Raw genomic sequence first — 17,129 nt, 5'->3', positions numbered from 1 at the left:
AGAGTGACAACTATCTTGAAAAACACCGTTAGCACCCCGTCTGTTTTAAGATTATCATCAACATGATAACCCACAATTTTTCGTGACCAGGCATCGGTCACCAAGCTTAAATAGGCTTCATTATCTTGCAGTGGTAGATAGGTAATATCAGCCACCCAGACTTGTTCTGAGCGACTGATGTCCACTTGCTGCTCACTGGGCTTAAGCAAGTTGGGATGACACCTAAATCGATGATGGCTATGGGTCGTTTTATGGTACGCTCGTTTCGGCGTGACCAACAAACGATGCGTCCTAATACAGCGAAATAACCGGTCTCGTCCTATCACTATTTGATGCATTTTGTTGAGTAAATACTGCAGTTTACGCGTACCGACTCGCGGTTGAAATAACCGTTCATATTGTACTGTTTGCAACACCTGTTGCTCCCTTAGCTCTGAGACGATTTGCCGCTGACATTGCTGATAATACGCCTGGCGACTGATGCCAAGATAGCGACAGCATTGGGTGACGCGATAACCTATGTCCGTTTTTTCCTGGAGCGTTTCGCGGGTGGCTTTTTTACGACGGATATCCCGTAGTCAGTTCTGAGTTTTTCGACAATGGCTTCGAAGAACGCCGCTTTCATGCGGGTATCTTCCAGTTCGGCTTCGAGGGCTTTTATCTTTTGCTCGGGGGTGAGCTCGGTGGGTTCTGTCATCAACTGTCCTCGCATTGATGTAGACGGTGTCCCTTGGGACCAATCCAGTTTGCCGTGCTTGCGTAACCACACTAACACGGTGGAGCAACCTTGAATACCGTACTTGTCTTGCGCCTGCTTATAGGTCAGCTCCCCTTTCTCCACTTGGTCGACAACCGCCAATTTAAAAGCGAGGGAATAATCACGTTGAGTTCGTTTAATTGTTGAAGTCATTACACTCTCCAAAATGAGTTTGAAAAGTGTCAACGCTATTTAGGACGGGTCACACCAAAACAAAAAAGCGCCCGAAGGCGCTTTTTTTAGGCTGAGTTCTAGTTAATATTAGAACTTAACAGTTACACCACCGTAAATAGTACGGCCGATAGTGTCGTAAACTTCTGGAACAGTACCGCCATCACTACCGTTAGATACGGTCAATGGTTTCTCATCGGTAAAGTTCTTCACGCCTAAGCTTACAGTTGTGCTGTCGTTAACATGGTATGTACCAGAGATATTGTGGTAAATAATTGAGTCTACATTTGCTACAGCAGTAAATGCATCTAGATTTGCATCATAGTCAGTATAGTAATCTTTCATCGAACCAATATAACGGTTGAAGTACATAACGCTCCAATCATCTTGACCTACAGAAATGCTGAAATTATTACGTACGCGAGCATAAGCTCCGAAGTTACCGTCGATAGTACCAGTATAATCTTCACCATCTTGTTCGAATTTAGCCAGATAAGTCATATCGTTGTTAACTTTCCAATCTAGACCTAACAATTCGAAATTGTAGGCCAAGTTGAAATCGATGCCGCTGGTATCTTGTGAGCCAACATTCGTTAATGCACTAGAAAGATTTGTTAAATCACCATTTGCACCAATCTTGAATGTCTCACAGGCTGTAGTGTCACCAGCAAAGCAAGCATTAAGACCGGTCTGTACATCCATACGAGCAATTGCATCAGTCAACTTGAAACGCCAGTAGTCTAATGTTAACGACATTCCATCAACATAACTAGGTGAGTATACTAAACCAAAAGTGTAAGACTCAGACTCTTCTGGTTTTAAATTATCATCAGAAATATAGTTTACTAAGATTTGAGGATCTAATTCATTACCCCATGGATCAGTTAAATAATCAAAAGATCCTGAGTTGCCACCATATAATTCGGCAACACTCGGCGCCCGGAAACCTGTTGCTGCAACAGAACGAACCATCAGCTCATCAGTTGCATTATAAGTTAAACCGATTTTCCAAGTAGTCGCTTTACCAAAGGTTGAGTAATCGTCAAAACGCAGAGCAAATTCGCCCGTCAGTTTTTCGGTAAATGGAATACTGACTTCTTGGAAGAAAGAAACCACATTATAGTTACCATCAGTAGGATCTTGCTGAGCAGAAGTACTCTCACCTGCGATAACCACTTCGTCTGGCGTATAGAAACCACTTTCACGACGGTATTCTGCACCGATAGCAAAGCCTACCGCACCAGCGCTCAGATCGAATAACTCACCATTTAATCCAGCTGATAGTGTCTGTTGTTCGTTACCACCCTTAGTGTCTTCAACAAAACTAATATCTTCTATAATGTCTGCAGTTAAAGGAACACCTGTTAACCATGCATTCGTATTAGAATAAATAGAAGCCTCTGTTGCTGCAGCATTAATTGAGTTTTCTACAGTGGTTTTCGCTTGGTTTTTACCATAGGTGTAAGATAAATCCCAATTCATCCCAGTATGGACATCTAAAGTACCCGCTAAACCAGTCGATAGGCGCCAAGTATCAGTGTCTTGTGAATAAATACGAGGACCTACATCTGTAGTACGACGACGGTAGTTCACTTTGCCTCTATCATCAGCTTCAATACCACCTGCAATCATTGCAGAATCAAGTACCAAACATTGGTCAGAAGTAGTACCTACACCACAGACATCCAGCATAATATCCGCTGGTTGTGCTGCTAGTTGCTGACTTGAACGACGATTTGTATAAATAGCGTCAGCAGTTAAGACAACATCATTACCCAGTTCTTGCGTCATGTTGGCAAATAAGCTACGACGCTCACTTGGTGTTTGGTAAAAGCTATCTTTTGTAAAATCATATCCCTGAGATAGAGGTTTCCACTCTCCATCTTGGAAAGTCTTAACTTGCTGCTTTACATTACCTTTTACATCATAGATCGGATTCCCATCAGCATCTAATCTGTTGCCGACAATGCCACCATTTCCAACGAACGAACTGTTACCTGGCTCGGTCCAGCTACGGTCACTTTGGACTACACCACGACGGTCTGAGTAAGCTGCACCAAAGGTGTAGTTACCACCATCAGTATTAAAGCCATATAATATACTGGCGTCACCGTTTTGACCGTCACCTTTGTCGGTACCACTACCGTTCATATCAAACTGGAAACCTTCAAAATCTTTTTTGGTGATGATGTTCACTACGCCGGCAATCGCATCAGAACCGTATACCGCCGAAGCGCCATCTTTCAGGATTTCAACGCGAGCAATCATAGCAACTGGGATAGAGTTTAAATCCACTGAACTGTTAGCACCTGAGCCTGAGTTCACCATGCGACGGCCGTTTAATAGTACGAGAGTACGTTGTGAGCCCATACCACGTAAGTCAACTTGTGCAACACCGTCAGCACCGTTGTTAGTGGTTGAGCCTACCGCAGCCCCCGCCATTGAGGTTTGAACTTGTAGCATTTGGTCTACAGAGGTAAAGCCTTCGGCTTTGATTGCAGCAGCATCAATAACGGTAACAGGAGAAGCTGTTTCCATATCTTGACGTTGAATACGTGACCCCGTGACTTCAATACGCTCAACTTTTGCAGTCTCTTCAGCTGCAAATGCGCTTGATGCTACAAAGGTACCAGCAGCTATTGAGCTAACGACAGCTAAATTAATAGCCGACGCAACTTTGGTTCTTTTGATCATGAATGAATGCTCCCTAGATCTTACTATTATTTTTATGCTTACAGCTTGTACAACAATTGCTGTACGACTGTTGCGCTTGATACTGAGGATTCACTTTCATTCAGTCAATCTTCATTTTTTTAACCTTAAAAACTATTTTGTTTGTTATTTTATCCATTATTGTAAAATATTTGTTTGATTATAATCTTGGATGCTAACTCACTTCTATTTACAGCATTAAAAACCGTACATCCCAGTAATCAATAGCAATTAAAACTGTTAAAGAAATAACATTTAACAAACATGCGATAACCTCGAAAATGTGACTTGCACCACACTTTTCAAGAAGGTAACTATCTGCCACACAGAATAATATGTCGATTAATTATGAAGAAATATGCATATTAGTAATCATTGCAACAGAAAGAATCTTGTAAATATCAGGGATTTTACAGTGCACAATGATACAAAATGAATAAGTTGTGATTTTTATGCACCGCAAGTGTGCAATACACACAAATGCAACAATTCATCGCCAATTTAGAACAAGCATAAATATGTGGTGCTTTAGGATGAGATAAGGGTTAAAGAGCCGAAATAAACAGCATCTACAGAATAAGAAAGCGTTGAACCACACTAATCTGAATGCTGTTTTTATAAACAATACAAATGTCATTTCGAGTTGTTTCAACTCAACATATAAATACATTTGTTTTATTATTGTTAATTTATTGGATTAAATATTATTTACAAACCAAAATAAGATTATTAATTAACCGAATAAACTTAAATAAAAACAGCGCTCAAATGACTAGTCCGCGCCATAGTCAATTAAGTGAAACCGCTATTCATTAAATAATATTCATCTTGATGATTTGGATGTGGTTCGTTCTAACGGCAACATTATCTGGTGACAAAAAGGACAATAATGAAATCGGTAAAAACAAAAAGCGGCCAAGGCCGCTTTTTGTTAACAAGGTGACCCGTCCTAAATAGCGTTGACACTTTTCAAACTCATTTTGGAGAGTGTAATGACTTCAACAATTAAACGAACTCAACGCGATTATTCCCTCGCTTTTAAATTGGCGGTTGTCAACCAAGTGGAAAAAGGCGAGCTGACCTATAAGCAGGCGCAAGACAAGTACGGTATTCAAGGTTGCTCCACCGTGTTAGTGTGGTTACGCAAGCACGGCAAACTGGATTGGTCCCAAGGGACACCGTCTACATCAATGCGAGGACAGTTGATGACAGAACCCACCGAGCTCACCCCCGAGCAAAAGATAAAAGCCCTCGAAGCCGAACTGGAAGATACCCGCATGAAAGCGGCGTTCTTCGAAGCCATTGTCGAAAAACTCAGAACTGACTACGGGATATCCGTCGTAAAAAAGCCACCCGCGAAACGCTCCAGGAAAAAACGGACGTAGGTTATCGCGTCACCCAATGCTGTCGCTATCTTGGCATCAGTCGCCAGGCGTATTATCAGCAATGTCAGCGGCAAATCGTCTCAGAGCTAAGGGAGCAACAGGTGTTGCAAACAGTACAATATGAACGGTTATTTCAACCGCGAGTCGGTACGCGTAAACTGCAGTATTTACTCAACAAAATGCATCAAATAGTGATAGGACGAGACCGGTTATTTCGCTGTATTAGGACGCATCGTTTGTTGGTCACGCCGAAACGAGCGTACCATAAAACGACCCATAGCCATCATCGATTTAGGTGTCATCCCAACTTGCTTAAGCCCAGTGAGCAGCAAGTGGACATCAGTCGCTCAGAACAAGTCTGGGTGGCGGATATTACCTATCTACCACTGCAAGATAATGAAGCCTATTTAAGCTTGGTGACCGATGTCTGGTCACGAAAAATCGTGGGTTATCATGTTGATGATAATCTTAAAACAGACGGGGTGCTAACGGCCTACAAACGGGCGCTGAAGCAGCGACAAGATAAAAGTAAACCGCTGATACACCACTCAGACCGAGGGATACAGTACTGCTCAAACGCGTATCAAGCGGTTCACGCACAACATGGCGTGACATGCTCAATGACAGACGGATATGACTGCTATCAAAATGCCTTAGCAGAGCGAGTAAATGGCATCTTGAAGCAGGAGTTTTTAACACATAAGCCCGCAACGCTGGAGGAGGCGCGACAAATGGTGACAGAAGCGGTTGCCATCTATAATCAACGGCGGCCACATTTGGCCTTAAAATACAAAACGCCCGATGAGGTTCATCGAGCGTTTTAGGTGGAAATAAGTGTCAACTTATTTCAGGACGAGACAAGGTCATTCTTCTTGGATGTTACTCTGGTTTTATCATGCCAAAATGCAGATAGGCTCTGGTTGTGGCAATACGACCACGTGGAGTACGTTGGATAAAGCCTTGTTGGATAAGGAAAGGCTCCAATACATCTTCAATGGTTTCACGCTCCTCACCAATAGCCGCGGCAAGGTTATCAAGCCCTACAGGGCCTCCCATAAACTTATCGATAATAGCAAGCAGCAGTTTTCGATCCATATAATCGAAACCTTCGCCATCGACATCGAGCAAATCAAGCGCCTGCTCTGCGACTTTTTGCGTTACAGCACCGTCGTGTTTCACTTCCGCATAGTCACGCACTCGGCGCAGTAAACGGTTGGCGATCCTCGGGGTTCCCCGTGAGCGCTTGGCAATTTCGGTGGCCCCTTCACTATCAATGGCCAATCCCATCACCTGCGCCGAACGGGTCACAATGGTGCTTAAATCTTTAACATTATAAAACTCGAGCCGCAGTGGAATGCCAAAACGCGCCCTTAACGGAGAGGTTAACGCCCCTGCCCGCGTGGTCGCACCCACTAAGGTAAAAGGCGGTAAGTCCAACTTAATTGAACGTGCAGCAGGCCCCTCACCAATCATAATATCCAGCTGATAGTCTTCCATCGCAGGATACAGAATTTCTTCGACGACAGGACTTAAGCGGTGAATTTCATCGATAAAAAGCACATCCCCCGCCTCAAGATTGGTGAGCAGCGCCGCCAAGTCCCCGGCTTTCTCGAGCACAGGCCCCGACGTCGATTTGATGTTCACCCCCATTTCATTAGCCACAATCATGGCTAAGGTGGTTTTACCTAACCCCGGCGGGCCGTAGATCAACATATGGTCTAAGGCTTCTTCGCGATTCTTTGCCGCTTGAATAAACACTTTTAATTGGGCACGCGTATCATCCTGCCCAGTATATTCATCGAGCAATTTAGGGCGCATGGCCCTGTCGATAACATCGTCTTGACCTTGCAGCTGCGGCTGGATCAGTCTATCTGCTTCAATCATTTACCTATTCCTGTTACCGCATCGACATACGGCACTTGCTATTTTGGTGCAGTTGCAACCTAACTGGCTGCAAAAATCGCGTACCGCAATATAACACTAGCCTCAATGAAAACCATGCCATTAGAGCATCGATTTTAACGCGGCTTTAATCAAGGTCTCACTGTCCATGCCTTCTTTATAGGTGGCAGAAACGGCTTTACTCGCCTGTGGTGGTTTATAGCCGAGGGAGATCAAGGCTGAAATCGCATCCTCTTCGGCACTGTTGACCGTCGGAGCCGGTGAATAGTTAGATTGCAGCACGAACTCACGCTCAGAGCCTACGGATGCCTCCATTAAGCTCTTCAATTTATCGCGCATCTCAACCAATAAACGTTCGGCAGTCTTTTTACCAACACCGGGTAATTTCACCAGCGTCACTATATCATCGCGCTCGACACAGCCCACAAACTCGCTGGCGGTCATGCCAGAAAGAATGGTTAACGCCAGTTTAGGACCCACGCCGTTGGCCTTGATAAGCAAACGAAACAGTGAGCGCTCTTGTTTAGTGATAAAGCCGTAAAGCAGCTGGGCATCTTCACGCACCACAAAATGGGTATACACTGTGGTCGGTTGATTGACCTCGGGGAGTTCATAGAAGCTGGTGAGGGGCATCTGTAACTCGTACCCTACACCATTGACATCAATCAACACCTCTGGCGCTTGCTTTTCAATTAACACGCCACGTAAACGACCTATCATCTGTACCGTCCATATGTTCTTGTTGTCGCTCGGCCGCTTAAGGCGACCAAACTTTGATTGGTGTGATAATGACATACCGCAACGCCGAGCGCATCAGCAGCGTCGGCCTGTGGCGCCGCAGGCAACTTAAGCAATTGCTGGATCATATGTTGAACCTGTTCTTTCTTGGCTCGCCCCGTTCCGACCACCGCATTCTTAATTTGGGTGGCACTGTATTCGGCAACGGGTAAGTTGGCCACTGTCGCAGCCACGATGGCCGCACCACGGGCTTGACCCAATTTCAAGGCCGAGTCGGCATTCTTGGCGAGAAACACTCGCTCAATCGCAAATTCATCGGGTTGGTATTGGCGAATAATTTCACTGATCCCATCAAAGATTTGCTTGAGTCTTAATGGTAAATCCTCGCCCGAGGTGCGAATGCAGCCACTGCCCAAATAAAGTTGCTGACGCCCTTGGCATTGGATAACGCCGTAACCTGTGATCCGAGAACCTGGGTCAACCCCTAAAATAATCGCCATGCTATCCCTAATGTCTGTACTCGAATTAATTCAACCTAGATAACGGCAATTGTAAACCGAGCAACAGCGCAAAAAACATCAATAAATCAAAGGTAAATCTAAGGTGACCCAATAAGCAATATGTGGTGTCTAAACGCTGGTTCAAAGCTCAGTGTTAAGCGCTTGCTCTATGTAAGAACCGCTCTATGTAAGAACTGATCTATGCAAGAACCAAGCTCTGGCGAGCTCAGCTCCGGCCACCTACTAAGATAAAAATCAAATGACAGCTTAGGCTTACCCTAAACTTTCCATAATCTCATCGGAGATTTCGGCATTATGATACACCTCTTGCACATCATCGTGCTCTTCGAGGGTATCGATAAGACGCATAAACTTCTCCGCCGTCTCGGCATCTAACTCCGCTTTGGTCGAGGCTATCATCGCGATTTCGGCGTTATCACTGACAAATCCCGCCGCATCGAGGGCATCTTTCACCCCATAAAACTCGGTCGGTTCGGTAAATACGTCAATTGCACCATCATCGTAACTCACCACATCTTCGGCGCCTGCTTCTAGCGCCGCGTCCATCAGGGCGTCTTCATCTGTGCCCGGCGCATAGGACAACACGCCGCGCTTAGTGAACAAATAAGCAACCGAACCATCGGTCCCTAAATTCCCACCCGATTTACTAAAGGCATTACGCACGCCGCTCACGGTACGGTTACGGTTATCTGTCATGGTCTCGACCATCACAGCGGTGCCGCCAGGGCCATAGCCTTCGTAAATAATGGTTTCGAGTTGCTGACCTTCAAGCTCACCGGCGCCACGTTTAATTGCGCGCTCAATGGTGTCGCGGGTCATGTTGCCGCCAAGCGCTTTATCGATTGCAATACGCAGACGCGGATTTGAATCGGGATCCGAACCACCTTCACGGGCAGAAACCGTTAACTCGCGGATAAATTTGGTAAAGAGTTTACCGCGTTTGGCATCTTGCGCTGCTTTGCGGTGTTTAATGTTGGCCCACTTACTATGACCTGCCATGGGAGTTCTCCTCTACACATAGCCATTGCACATCTTATCAATAGCCTAAGGTAACCTTGACGGCGCCTCTTGCAAGGTTCCTATAACCAATGTTCCTTTACACAAAGATTGACGGCAAATTCAGTGACGTCGATAACGCAGATATTGATAAGAAATGAAATGACGGGGTAAAAATAGACCGAGGCTTGCGCCTCGGTACTCGATAAATACTAAAGATTAGTCTTCAGTCTTCGCGGCTTTCACCACGGAAATACCTAGTTCAGCTAATTGTTGTGGGTTAGCAAAACCTGGGGCATTGGTTAACGGACACGCAGCTGTGGTGGTTTTCGGGAAAGCCATCACATCACGGATTGAGCTTGCGCCCGTCATCAGCATGATAATACGGTCTAAACCGAATGCCAGACCCGCATGTGGCGGCGTACCGTAGCGCAGCGCTTCGAGTAAGAAGCCGAATTTCTCTTTCGCTTCTTCATCGGTGATGCCAAGAATACGGAATACCGCAGATTGCATCTCTTGGTTGTGGATACGAACTGAACCACCACCTAATTCACAGCCGTTTAATACCATGTCGTAAGCATCTGACACACGGTTAGCCGGATTGGCTTCCAGCTCTTGTGGTGTCACGCCGCGTGGCGCAGTAAACGGATGGTGAACCGCGTGGAAGCTGCCGTTGATCTTCTCAAACATTGGGAAGTCAACCACCCACAGTGGACGCCATTGACCTTCGAGCAGATTAAAGTCTTCACCGGCTTTAAGACGCAGTGCGCCCATAGATTCAGCAACCACAGTCGCGTTATCGGCACCAAACAGGATGATATCGCCAGTTTGTGCGCCAGTGCGGCTGATGATTTCGTTTACAATGCCTTCGTTCAAGAACTTAAGCACAGGTGATTGAATGCCTTCTAAGCCTTGAGTCAGGTCGTTTAGCTTCATCCACGCTAAACCTTTAGCACCGTAAATACCGACAAACTTAGTGTAATCATCGATTTGCTTACGGGATAAGCTCGCGCCACCAGGAATACGCAGGGCCGCAACACGGCCTTCTTCATCATTAGCTGGGCCTGAGAATACCGCAAACTCCACTTCTTTGAGCAAGTCAGCGACGTCAACCAGTTCTAATGGGTTACGTAAATCTGGCTTATCTGAACCGAAACGACGCATGGCTTCGTTATAGGTCATACGTGGGAATTCGCCTAAATCGACGTTCAGCATCTCAAGGAACAGACCACGCATCATCTCTTCGGTCTTAGCCATCACCTGCTCAGACGTCATAAATGAGGTTTCGATATCGATTTGAGTAAATTCTGGCTGACGATCAGCACGTAAGTCTTCGTCACGGAAGCATTTTACGATTTGATAGTAACGATCAAAGCCTGACATCATCAGTAACTGTTTAAACAGCTGTGGTGATTGTGGTAGCGCGAAGAATTGACCTTTGTAAGTGCGGCTTGGCACTAAATAGTCACGTGCACCTTCTGGCGTTGCCTTAGTCAGGATAGGCGTTTCGATATCTAAGAAACCGTTTGAGTCGAGGAAACGACGCACAGCACTGGTCACTTTCGCGCGGAACATTAAGCGCTGCGCCATTTCTGGGCGACGTAAATCTAAATAACGGTACTTTAGACGCTGCTCTTCACTGTTGTTTTGATAGTTATCTAAGCTCAGCGGCAGCGGCTCAGAACTGTTGATGATCGTCAGTTCTTTACCTAATACTTCAATTTCGCCGGTCTTCATTTGCGCGTTGACTTGGCTATCAGGACGGGCACGAACCACGCCTTTTACCTGCACACAAAACTCGGCGCGCAGCGTACTGGCCACATTGAACACCTCAGGTAAATCTGGATCGTAAACCACTTGGACCAGACCTTCTCTGTCTCTTAAATCTAAAAAGACCACGCCACCCAAATCACGGCTACGATTAACCCAACCTACCAAGGTAACTTCTTGTCCAACGTGAGACTTATTGACGTCTCCACAATAATGACTGCGCATCTAACTCTATCCTTTATCCGGAAACCGGTGCTTTGGAAATAATCAAAACGAGATAAAAGCGGCATTATAGTCAAATAATGCCGATTACCAAAGTACTTCACTTTTAGGCGGTGAAGTATCAAACAGTTTTACGCCCTTGACTAGAGGCGAACGCACTATCTGCGTATAAGCGTTCAAAAAACCATCAAGCTAGGCGGTAGCAACGGCCACCCGCCGTTTTGGCTTGATACATCAGTTGGTCGGCTTTCTTCATTAACTCGATGGCCGTATCGCCATCGCGGGGATAAATGACCACGCCAATACTGATAGCCACCTCAACGGTCACCCCTTCTATGCTAAAAGGTGACGATAACGAGTGCAGAATATTATCAGCAACTTGGGTCGCGGCATCGAGATCTTGCACACGATTTAGCAGGATCACAAACTCATCGCCGCCGAATCTTGCCACTGTATCAGAATTGCGAATGGCTTTGGTCAATAATCCCGCCACTTTTAATAGCAGTGCATCCCCCACAGGATGACCATATTGATCGTTAATTTGTTTAAAGCCATCCAAATCGATAAACAACAAGGCGAAATGGCTATGATCTCGCCGATGGGCAAGTAAGGCCTGAGACAATCTATCATCCAACAGTGCCCTATTAGGCAATTGGGTTAAGGCATCGTGACTAGCAACATGCTGCAAACGCTTTTCAGCGGCAATTCGGCGGGTGATCTCAAGATTCAAACGACGATTAACGACTAAAATCGCCACCATCACGCCAGATAACACTAACGCCCCGAGCAATAAATAACGGATCCATTGCAGATATTGACTGTTATCCGTCGTCAAAGAAAAACTCACCCAATGGGAATAGATTTGTTGCTGCGTATGTTGATCGATTTGCGCCAACACGCGATTGATTAAGGGAACCAGCGGCGCATACTGCGGGTTAAGTCCAAAGTGGCTGTGCTGATCGGCTAAGTCACTGAGGAGTGACATTTTCAGCAACGGATATTGGCCTGTTTTTAACTCAGAGGCCAGCGTCACGACTTTATCGATAAACACATCCGCATGGCCATCGTTGACCGCCGAGAGTCCCGACTGGGTATCAGGCACCAGCACCAGTTTGAGCGAGGGCTGCAATGCCATCAGTTGCGCCACCAGATGATAGCCCTCCACCACTGCCACCCTTTGTCCCGCCAATTGCGCCAGATTAAATACCGAGACTTGCTCAAGCTGTGATACTAAACCCCATGGTGATGGCCAGTAGGGATCGCTAAAAGTTAAAAATTGCTGGCGCTCGGCGGTTTGAGCAATACTGCCCGCCAGTGCAATCTCGCCTGAACGCAAGGCGCCAATCAGCGAGTGCCAATCGTCAAAGGCGACGGGCTGAATATTAATCCGCAGTTGCTCGGCTAACAGCTGGCTGACATCGCTATTAATCCCCGCAAACTGGCCTTGCTCATCGCTAAACTCCATTGGCGGCCACTGTTTCAAGTAACCGAGTTTAAGCTCACCGAGTTGCGAGAGGTAATCTTGCTCACTGCTTGAGAGCTGAATGCCGTGTAATCCCTTTTGGTTAAAAATGCGATCCTTAGGGTTAAGCATCCATTTCTGCTCTACCTCGGCAAATTCCTGCATGCTAATACTGCGAAAACCATTAGCAATGCGCTGGGTTAAGCCGGGATCGTCACTGCGGGTCAGTACATACACATCGGTCGGAAACTCAAGCTCAGGATATTGATGAAATTCGGACCAAGCCTTATTTTGCAATAAATAGTGGGAAGTCCATGCACCCGCGGCAACAAAGCCTGCGATCTCGCCCGAGCGCGCACCCGCGACCATGCTGTCCATATTTTCGTAATAACGCAGCGTGACATCGGGCAGCGCTTTACGCAGCGCAACGAGATAAGGCGCTGTCGGCACAACACCGATACGTTTGCCTTTTAAACTCTGTAAATCGGTCAGTTGTTGCTGATATAAAAACAACCGACTCTTCACCGTATAGAGTTGCCATGCGCGGGTTAAGCCAGTTTTCAATTCGTCACTTTCAGGGTAACCAATATGCGCATCGGCTAAACCTTGGCGCACATCATTGACACTGGCATTCATGTCGCCCGAGATAAAATCCACATTAATGCCGGTCTTCGCCGACCATAGTTGCCAGAGATCCACATAAAATCCATGGGGCAAGCCATCGACGCCTAAATCGACAAAGGGCTCAACGCCTAGCTGCATCGCCACCACAAGACCCGCTTTTTGCCCGTGATAGCCTAACCAGCGACGCTCGGTTTGTTGCACAAAACGTGCATCGAGTGAATGAAACCCCTGATTAATCTTCTCGACTAAAGCTTGATTGCCTTTCATCACCGCGGGGACAAACTGCATGGCCTTGATTGGAATACGCGCACTGATGGGAAAACTGCCCGCAATTGCTTGGCTTGATGCAGGATCGCGCAGATAGCCATCGAGTCCTGCAAAGACGACCGTTTCGCCCGCTGCAACACCCGCCAGTAATTTTTCACGGCTCTCATAATATTTGAAGACTAAATTCGGCTCGATACGGCGAAGCTCAGCCTCATGGGATGAGCCACTCACAATTCCGATTTGGTAAGGAATAAGTTCCTTAATGGACTTTTTACCCTGCAAGGATTTATGCAGGTAAAGATAGGTACTGACATCGGCAATAGGCTCCGCAAAATCAAACAACTGTTCACGCTCGGGCGTCTGTCCCATGCCGATATGCACTTGGGCTTTACCCTGCTGCAACTGCTGCAATGACTCATTCCAGTGACGCGCCACAAATACTAATGGTGTATTGGTACGCTTGCCCCATTCCTTCCACAGATCCACTAATAAACCCGTGGCTTCACCGTCGTTGTCGACAAACTGATAGGGAAAGCTGTCTTCCCCCATCACCACAATCAGTGACTCAGTCTGTCCTTGACTGGCGTTAACTGCGTTACTGGTGAGTATGCAACACAGGATCACGATAAGCTGGAGCACTAACTTCAACTGGGGTCCCTAGTACTTGATGTACAATGTAAATACTTTGTTATTGATGCATATTAGACAGAAATTTCGGGCAAATTACTAGCTGAGACTTGCTGCTAGTCAACGGGATTCGTTAAAATGCATGGCTGAATTTTCGAGATATTCCCAGATGAACGCTTCCCAAGATACTATCTACGCTCAAGCGAGCGAACACATTAGCGATTTCCAGTTTGATAACCGTGTCGCGGGTGTCTTCAGTGACATGATCCGCCGCTCGGTGCCTGGCTATGCGCAAATTATCAATACTATTGGCGATTTTGCGGATCGTTTCGTCAAGCCTAATACCCAAGTCTATGATTTAGGTTGCTCTTTAGGTGCTGCCACCTTAAGCATTCGCCGTCAAATCCAGGGCCGCGATTGCCGCATTATCGCCGTGGACAATAGCGAATCCATGGTGACGCGCTGCCAAGAAAACCTCAATGCCTATGTGAGTGATACTGAGGTTGAGCTGATCTGCGGCGATATTCGTGATATTCACATCGAAAACGCTTCTTTAGTCGTGCTTAACTTTACCCTGCAATTTTTACCGCCAGAGGACAGAGAAGCGCTGATCGCGAAGATTTATCACGGTTTGAATCCCGGCGGTCTGTTAGTGCTGTCGGAAAAAATTCGCTTCGATGATGCGCCTATTCAAAGTGTGCTCGAAGAGCTGCACTTAGACTTTAAACGCGCCAATGGCTACAGCGAGCTCGAAATCAGTCAAAAGCGCAGCGCGCTCGAAAACGTGATGAAGCCCGATACCTTAACTCTCCACCAGCAACGTTTGACTCGCCAAGGGTTTAGCCACTTTAGCTTGTGGTTCCAATGTTTTAATTTCTCTTCCATGGTGGCCATCAAGTGATCAGTTTCAGTTCCTTTTACCAACAAATTGCCGATTCCAATTTGCAGCATTGGCTCGAGACTTTGCCAGCCATTCTCGGCAAATGGCAAAGAGAACATAAACACGGCAACTTACCCAAGTGGGAAAAAGTGCTCAATAAGCTGCACTATCCCGCCCCAGATCGCGTTGATTTTGTCAGCAGTGTCACTGTCGGCACAGGCGAGCAACTCACGCCCGGCGAAAAGGAAAAGCTTGAGAACCTACTGCGCCTGTTTATGCCTTGGCGCAAAGGCCCATTTCATATCCACGGCATTCATATCGATACCGAATGGCGCAGCGATTGGAAGTGGGATCGCGTGAGCCCGCATATTTCTCCTTTGCAAAACCGCACAGTGCTCGATGTCGGCTGTGGCAGCGGCTATCACATGTGGCGCATGCTTGGCGCGGGCGCTAAACGCGTGGTGGGCATCGACCCTTCACCGTTGTTTTTGTGCCAATTTGAAGCCGTTAAGCGCCTAAGTGGTGAAAATCACCCGGTGCACTTACTGCCACTTGGCATTGAAGAGCTGCCACCACTGGATGCATTCGATACGGTTTTCTCCATGGGCGTCTTGTATCACAGACGTTCGCCTATTGATCACTTGTTACAATTACGTGATCAGTTACGTATGGGTGGGGAATTAGTGTTAGAGACTTTGGTAATAGATGGTGATGAAAACGCCGTACTCGTCCCTCAAGATAGATATGGGAAAATGAATAATGTATGGTTTATTCCATCCGTCGCGGCCTTGATGCTCTGGCTAAAGAAGTGTGATTTCACAGACATACGTTGTGTCGACACCGATGTCACCGCCCTAGCCGAACAGCGCCGAACCGATTGGATGCCGAATGAGTCACTGGTTGAATATCTTGACCCTAACGATATCACTAAGACTATCGAGGGTTACCCCGCGCCGAAACGCGCAACGATTATTGCGGTGAAAAATCAACCCAATCAAGATTTGACCTAACGAGTTAACTCCAGTGGCCTAATACGCTTATGCCTAGGTAAACCCTAGGCATAAAACCCGTTTTAACGCCAATAGGAAGTACTATGCTAAAGCAGTTGATCGCTATCGCCGTTGCCAGCAGCTTAATGGGATGCGCAGCGACAGAACCGACCGCCCACGCCCCCACACCACTCGATACTGATACTTTTAATACCCGTCTTAATCAGCAGCAAGATCAGTTAGTGGCTGCGATTAATCAGCAATGCCAGCCTGCGGATTTAACCTCGCTTGCGACACTCAACAGCCAAGTCGAGCAGCTCAGTCTGCAAATCAATCATTTAAATCAAGCGGCGAAAAACCTCACCGCACAAAAGCAAGCCGCCGTGGCGACGCCTGCGCCGAGCCAATGTCCCAAATCCGCCCTTGGGGATAAGTTTTTACTCGGTGAAATCGAAAATGTGTTTATCGATGAACTCAATGCCAGTTTTGCCACCCGCATTGATACCGGCGCAGAGTCCTCCTCCATCGATGCCCGTAATATCACCCTGTTTGAGCGCGATGGCGCCCAATGGGTGCGCTTCGATGTGTATACCCAAGGGGAAAAACAGCCCGCGACGAATTTCGAATCTAAGGTCGTACGTTTTGTACGGATCAAGCAGGACGCGAATGAAAAGGACGATCGTCGCCCCGTGATCCACGCGCACCTTAAGATAGGCCAATATTCCGCAGAGACTGATCTTAACCTCACCGACCGTAGTCACCTCGACTATCCCTTATTGCTCGGCCGTAAATTTATCAAAGATATCGCCGTAGTCGATGTCGGCCAGCGCTATGTGCACGGTAAAGCCAAACAGCCCAAAGCCACACCTAAACAACCCGGTCCTGAACAACCCAAAGCAGAGTCAGCTATCGTCTCCAGCGGCAAAAAATAACCGCTTGAGCCAAGCCGTTTTACAAGCTGAGCATAAGAGCCGCTTGCGCTTATTGGTCTGCCAGCTTGTGACATCGCCGCTCAATCTGACGCAGCCTGACGTAGCTAATACCCGCCACGCGTGGATCTAACGCGTGACGACGAGTTCGAACCGCCAATGCCTGGGTAATCCCAC

The 17,129-nt window shown here is 46.9% G+C and carries 11 protein-coding genes and 1 pseudogene; 4 read left to right on the top strand and 8 right to left on the bottom strand.

What is annotated here, in order from left to right:
* Nucleotides 1–26: 26 nt before the first annotated feature.
* A pseudogene (locus N5E87_RS10140) lies at nucleotides 27–910 on the bottom strand (IS3 family transposase); the annotation flags it as partial.
* A gap of 108 nt (nucleotides 911–1,018) precedes the next feature.
* The gene (locus N5E87_RS10135) at nucleotides 1,019–3,622 is read right to left on the bottom strand and encodes a TonB-dependent receptor (RefSeq protein ID WP_086904915.1); all 2,604 of its coding nucleotides are present in this window, start codon (nucleotides 3,620–3,622) and stop codon (nucleotides 1,019–1,021) included.
* 1,010 nt (nucleotides 3,623–4,632) lie between these two features.
* On the opposite strand from N5E87_RS10135, the gene N5E87_RS10130 reads away from it, so the two are divergent.
* Nucleotides 4,633–5,849 (top strand): IS3 family transposase gene (locus N5E87_RS10130; RefSeq protein WP_279775253.1). Its coding sequence is split into 2 segments (ribosomal slippage): nucleotides 4,633–4,981 and nucleotides 4,981–5,849, totalling 1,218 coding nucleotides; the frame shifts between segments, so codons are not numbered across the junction.
* 55 nt (nucleotides 5,850–5,904) lie between these two features.
* Here the strand turns inward: N5E87_RS10130 and ruvB are convergent.
* The 6 genes from ruvB to N5E87_RS10100 all read right to left on the bottom strand — a co-directional run bounded on the left by ruvB (nucleotide 5,905) and on the right by N5E87_RS10100 (nucleotide 14,175).
* Nucleotides 5,905–6,909 (bottom strand): Holliday junction branch migration DNA helicase RuvB, encoded by a 1,005-nt coding sequence (gene ruvB, locus N5E87_RS10125; RefSeq protein WP_011716952.1) that lies wholly within the window; start codon nucleotides 6,907–6,909, stop codon nucleotides 5,905–5,907.
* A 120-nt stretch (nucleotides 6,910–7,029) separates the two neighbouring features.
* Nucleotides 7,030–7,647: a Holliday junction branch migration protein RuvA gene (gene ruvA / locus N5E87_RS10120; protein ID WP_086903456.1), complete on the bottom strand. Its 618-nt coding sequence runs from the start codon at nucleotides 7,645–7,647 to the stop codon at nucleotides 7,030–7,032.
* Nucleotides 7,644–8,165: a crossover junction endodeoxyribonuclease RuvC gene (ruvC, locus tag N5E87_RS10115; RefSeq protein WP_011622671.1), complete on the bottom strand. Its 522-nt coding sequence runs from the start codon at nucleotides 8,163–8,165 to the stop codon at nucleotides 7,644–7,646. Before ruvC ends, ruvA begins: the two co-directional genes overlap by 4 nt.
* 273 nt (nucleotides 8,166–8,438) lie before the next feature.
* The gene (locus tag N5E87_RS10110; RefSeq protein WP_011622670.1) at nucleotides 8,439–9,185 is read right to left on the bottom strand and encodes a YebC/PmpR family DNA-binding transcriptional regulator; all 747 of its coding nucleotides are present in this window, start codon (nucleotides 9,183–9,185) and stop codon (nucleotides 8,439–8,441) included.
* A 216-nt stretch (nucleotides 9,186–9,401) separates the two neighbouring features.
* The gene (aspS, locus tag N5E87_RS10105; RefSeq protein ID WP_011716950.1) at nucleotides 9,402–11,177 is read right to left on the bottom strand and encodes an aspartate--tRNA ligase; all 1,776 of its coding nucleotides are present in this window, start codon (nucleotides 11,175–11,177) and stop codon (nucleotides 9,402–9,404) included.
* 184 nt (nucleotides 11,178–11,361) lie between these two features.
* Nucleotides 11,362–14,175: a transporter substrate-binding domain-containing protein gene (locus tag N5E87_RS10100; RefSeq protein WP_086903457.1), complete on the bottom strand. Its 2,814-nt coding sequence runs from the start codon at nucleotides 14,173–14,175 to the stop codon at nucleotides 11,362–11,364.
* Nucleotides 14,176–14,323: 148 nt separating this feature from the next.
* On the opposite strand from N5E87_RS10100, the gene cmoA reads away from it, so the two are divergent.
* From cmoA to N5E87_RS10085, 3 genes are all read left to right on the top strand, one after another.
* Entirely contained in the window at nucleotides 14,324–15,055 is a 732-nt protein-coding gene (gene cmoA, locus N5E87_RS10095; protein ID WP_086903458.1) for a carboxy-S-adenosyl-L-methionine synthase CmoA, read from the top strand.
* Nucleotides 15,052–16,044: a tRNA 5-methoxyuridine(34)/uridine 5-oxyacetic acid(34) synthase CmoB gene (gene cmoB, locus N5E87_RS10090; RefSeq protein ID WP_011622666.1), complete on the top strand. Its 993-nt coding sequence runs from the start codon at nucleotides 15,052–15,054 to the stop codon at nucleotides 16,042–16,044. The genes cmoA and cmoB overlap by 4 nt, the downstream gene beginning before the upstream one ends.
* A gap of 83 nt (nucleotides 16,045–16,127) precedes the next feature.
* The gene (locus N5E87_RS10085) at nucleotides 16,128–16,955 is read left to right on the top strand and encodes an ATP-dependent zinc protease (protein ID WP_086903459.1); all 828 of its coding nucleotides are present in this window, start codon (nucleotides 16,128–16,130) and stop codon (nucleotides 16,953–16,955) included.
* The last annotated feature ends 174 nt before the right edge of the window (nucleotides 16,956–17,129 follow it).

It is taken from the genome of Shewanella sp. GD03713, assembly GCF_029843705.1.
GTDB lineage: Bacteria > Pseudomonadota > Gammaproteobacteria > Enterobacterales > Shewanellaceae > Shewanella.
Note: the sequence above shows the minus strand (reverse complement) of the source record. Positions and strands in the feature narration are given on the sequence as shown.

Coding starts and splice junctions, on each gene's coding strand:
- ruvC (WP_011622671.1), bottom strand. CDS start 8,165: ATGGCGATTATTTTAGGGGTTGACCCAGGTTCTCGGATCACAGGTTAC.
- aspS (WP_011716950.1), bottom strand. CDS start 11,177: ATGCGCAGTCATTATTGTGGAGACGTCAATAAGTCTCACGTTGGACAA.
- ruvB (WP_011716952.1), bottom strand. CDS start 6,909: ATGATTGAAGCAGATAGACTGATCCAGCCGCAGCTGCAAGGTCAAGAC.
- N5E87_RS10110 (WP_011622670.1), bottom strand. CDS start 9,185: ATGGCAGGTCATAGTAAGTGGGCCAACATTAAACACCGCAAAGCAGCG.
- cmoA (WP_086903458.1), top strand. CDS start 14,324: ATGAACGCTTCCCAAGATACTATCTACGCTCAAGCGAGCGAACACATT.
- ruvA (WP_086903456.1), bottom strand. CDS start 7,647: ATGATAGGTCGTTTACGTGGCGTGTTAATTGAAAAGCAAGCGCCAGAG.
- N5E87_RS10085 (WP_086903459.1), top strand. CDS start 16,128: ATGCTAAAGCAGTTGATCGCTATCGCCGTTGCCAGCAGCTTAATGGGA.
- N5E87_RS10135 (WP_086904915.1), bottom strand. CDS start 3,622: ATGATCAAAAGAACCAAAGTTGCGTCGGCTATTAATTTAGCTGTCGTT.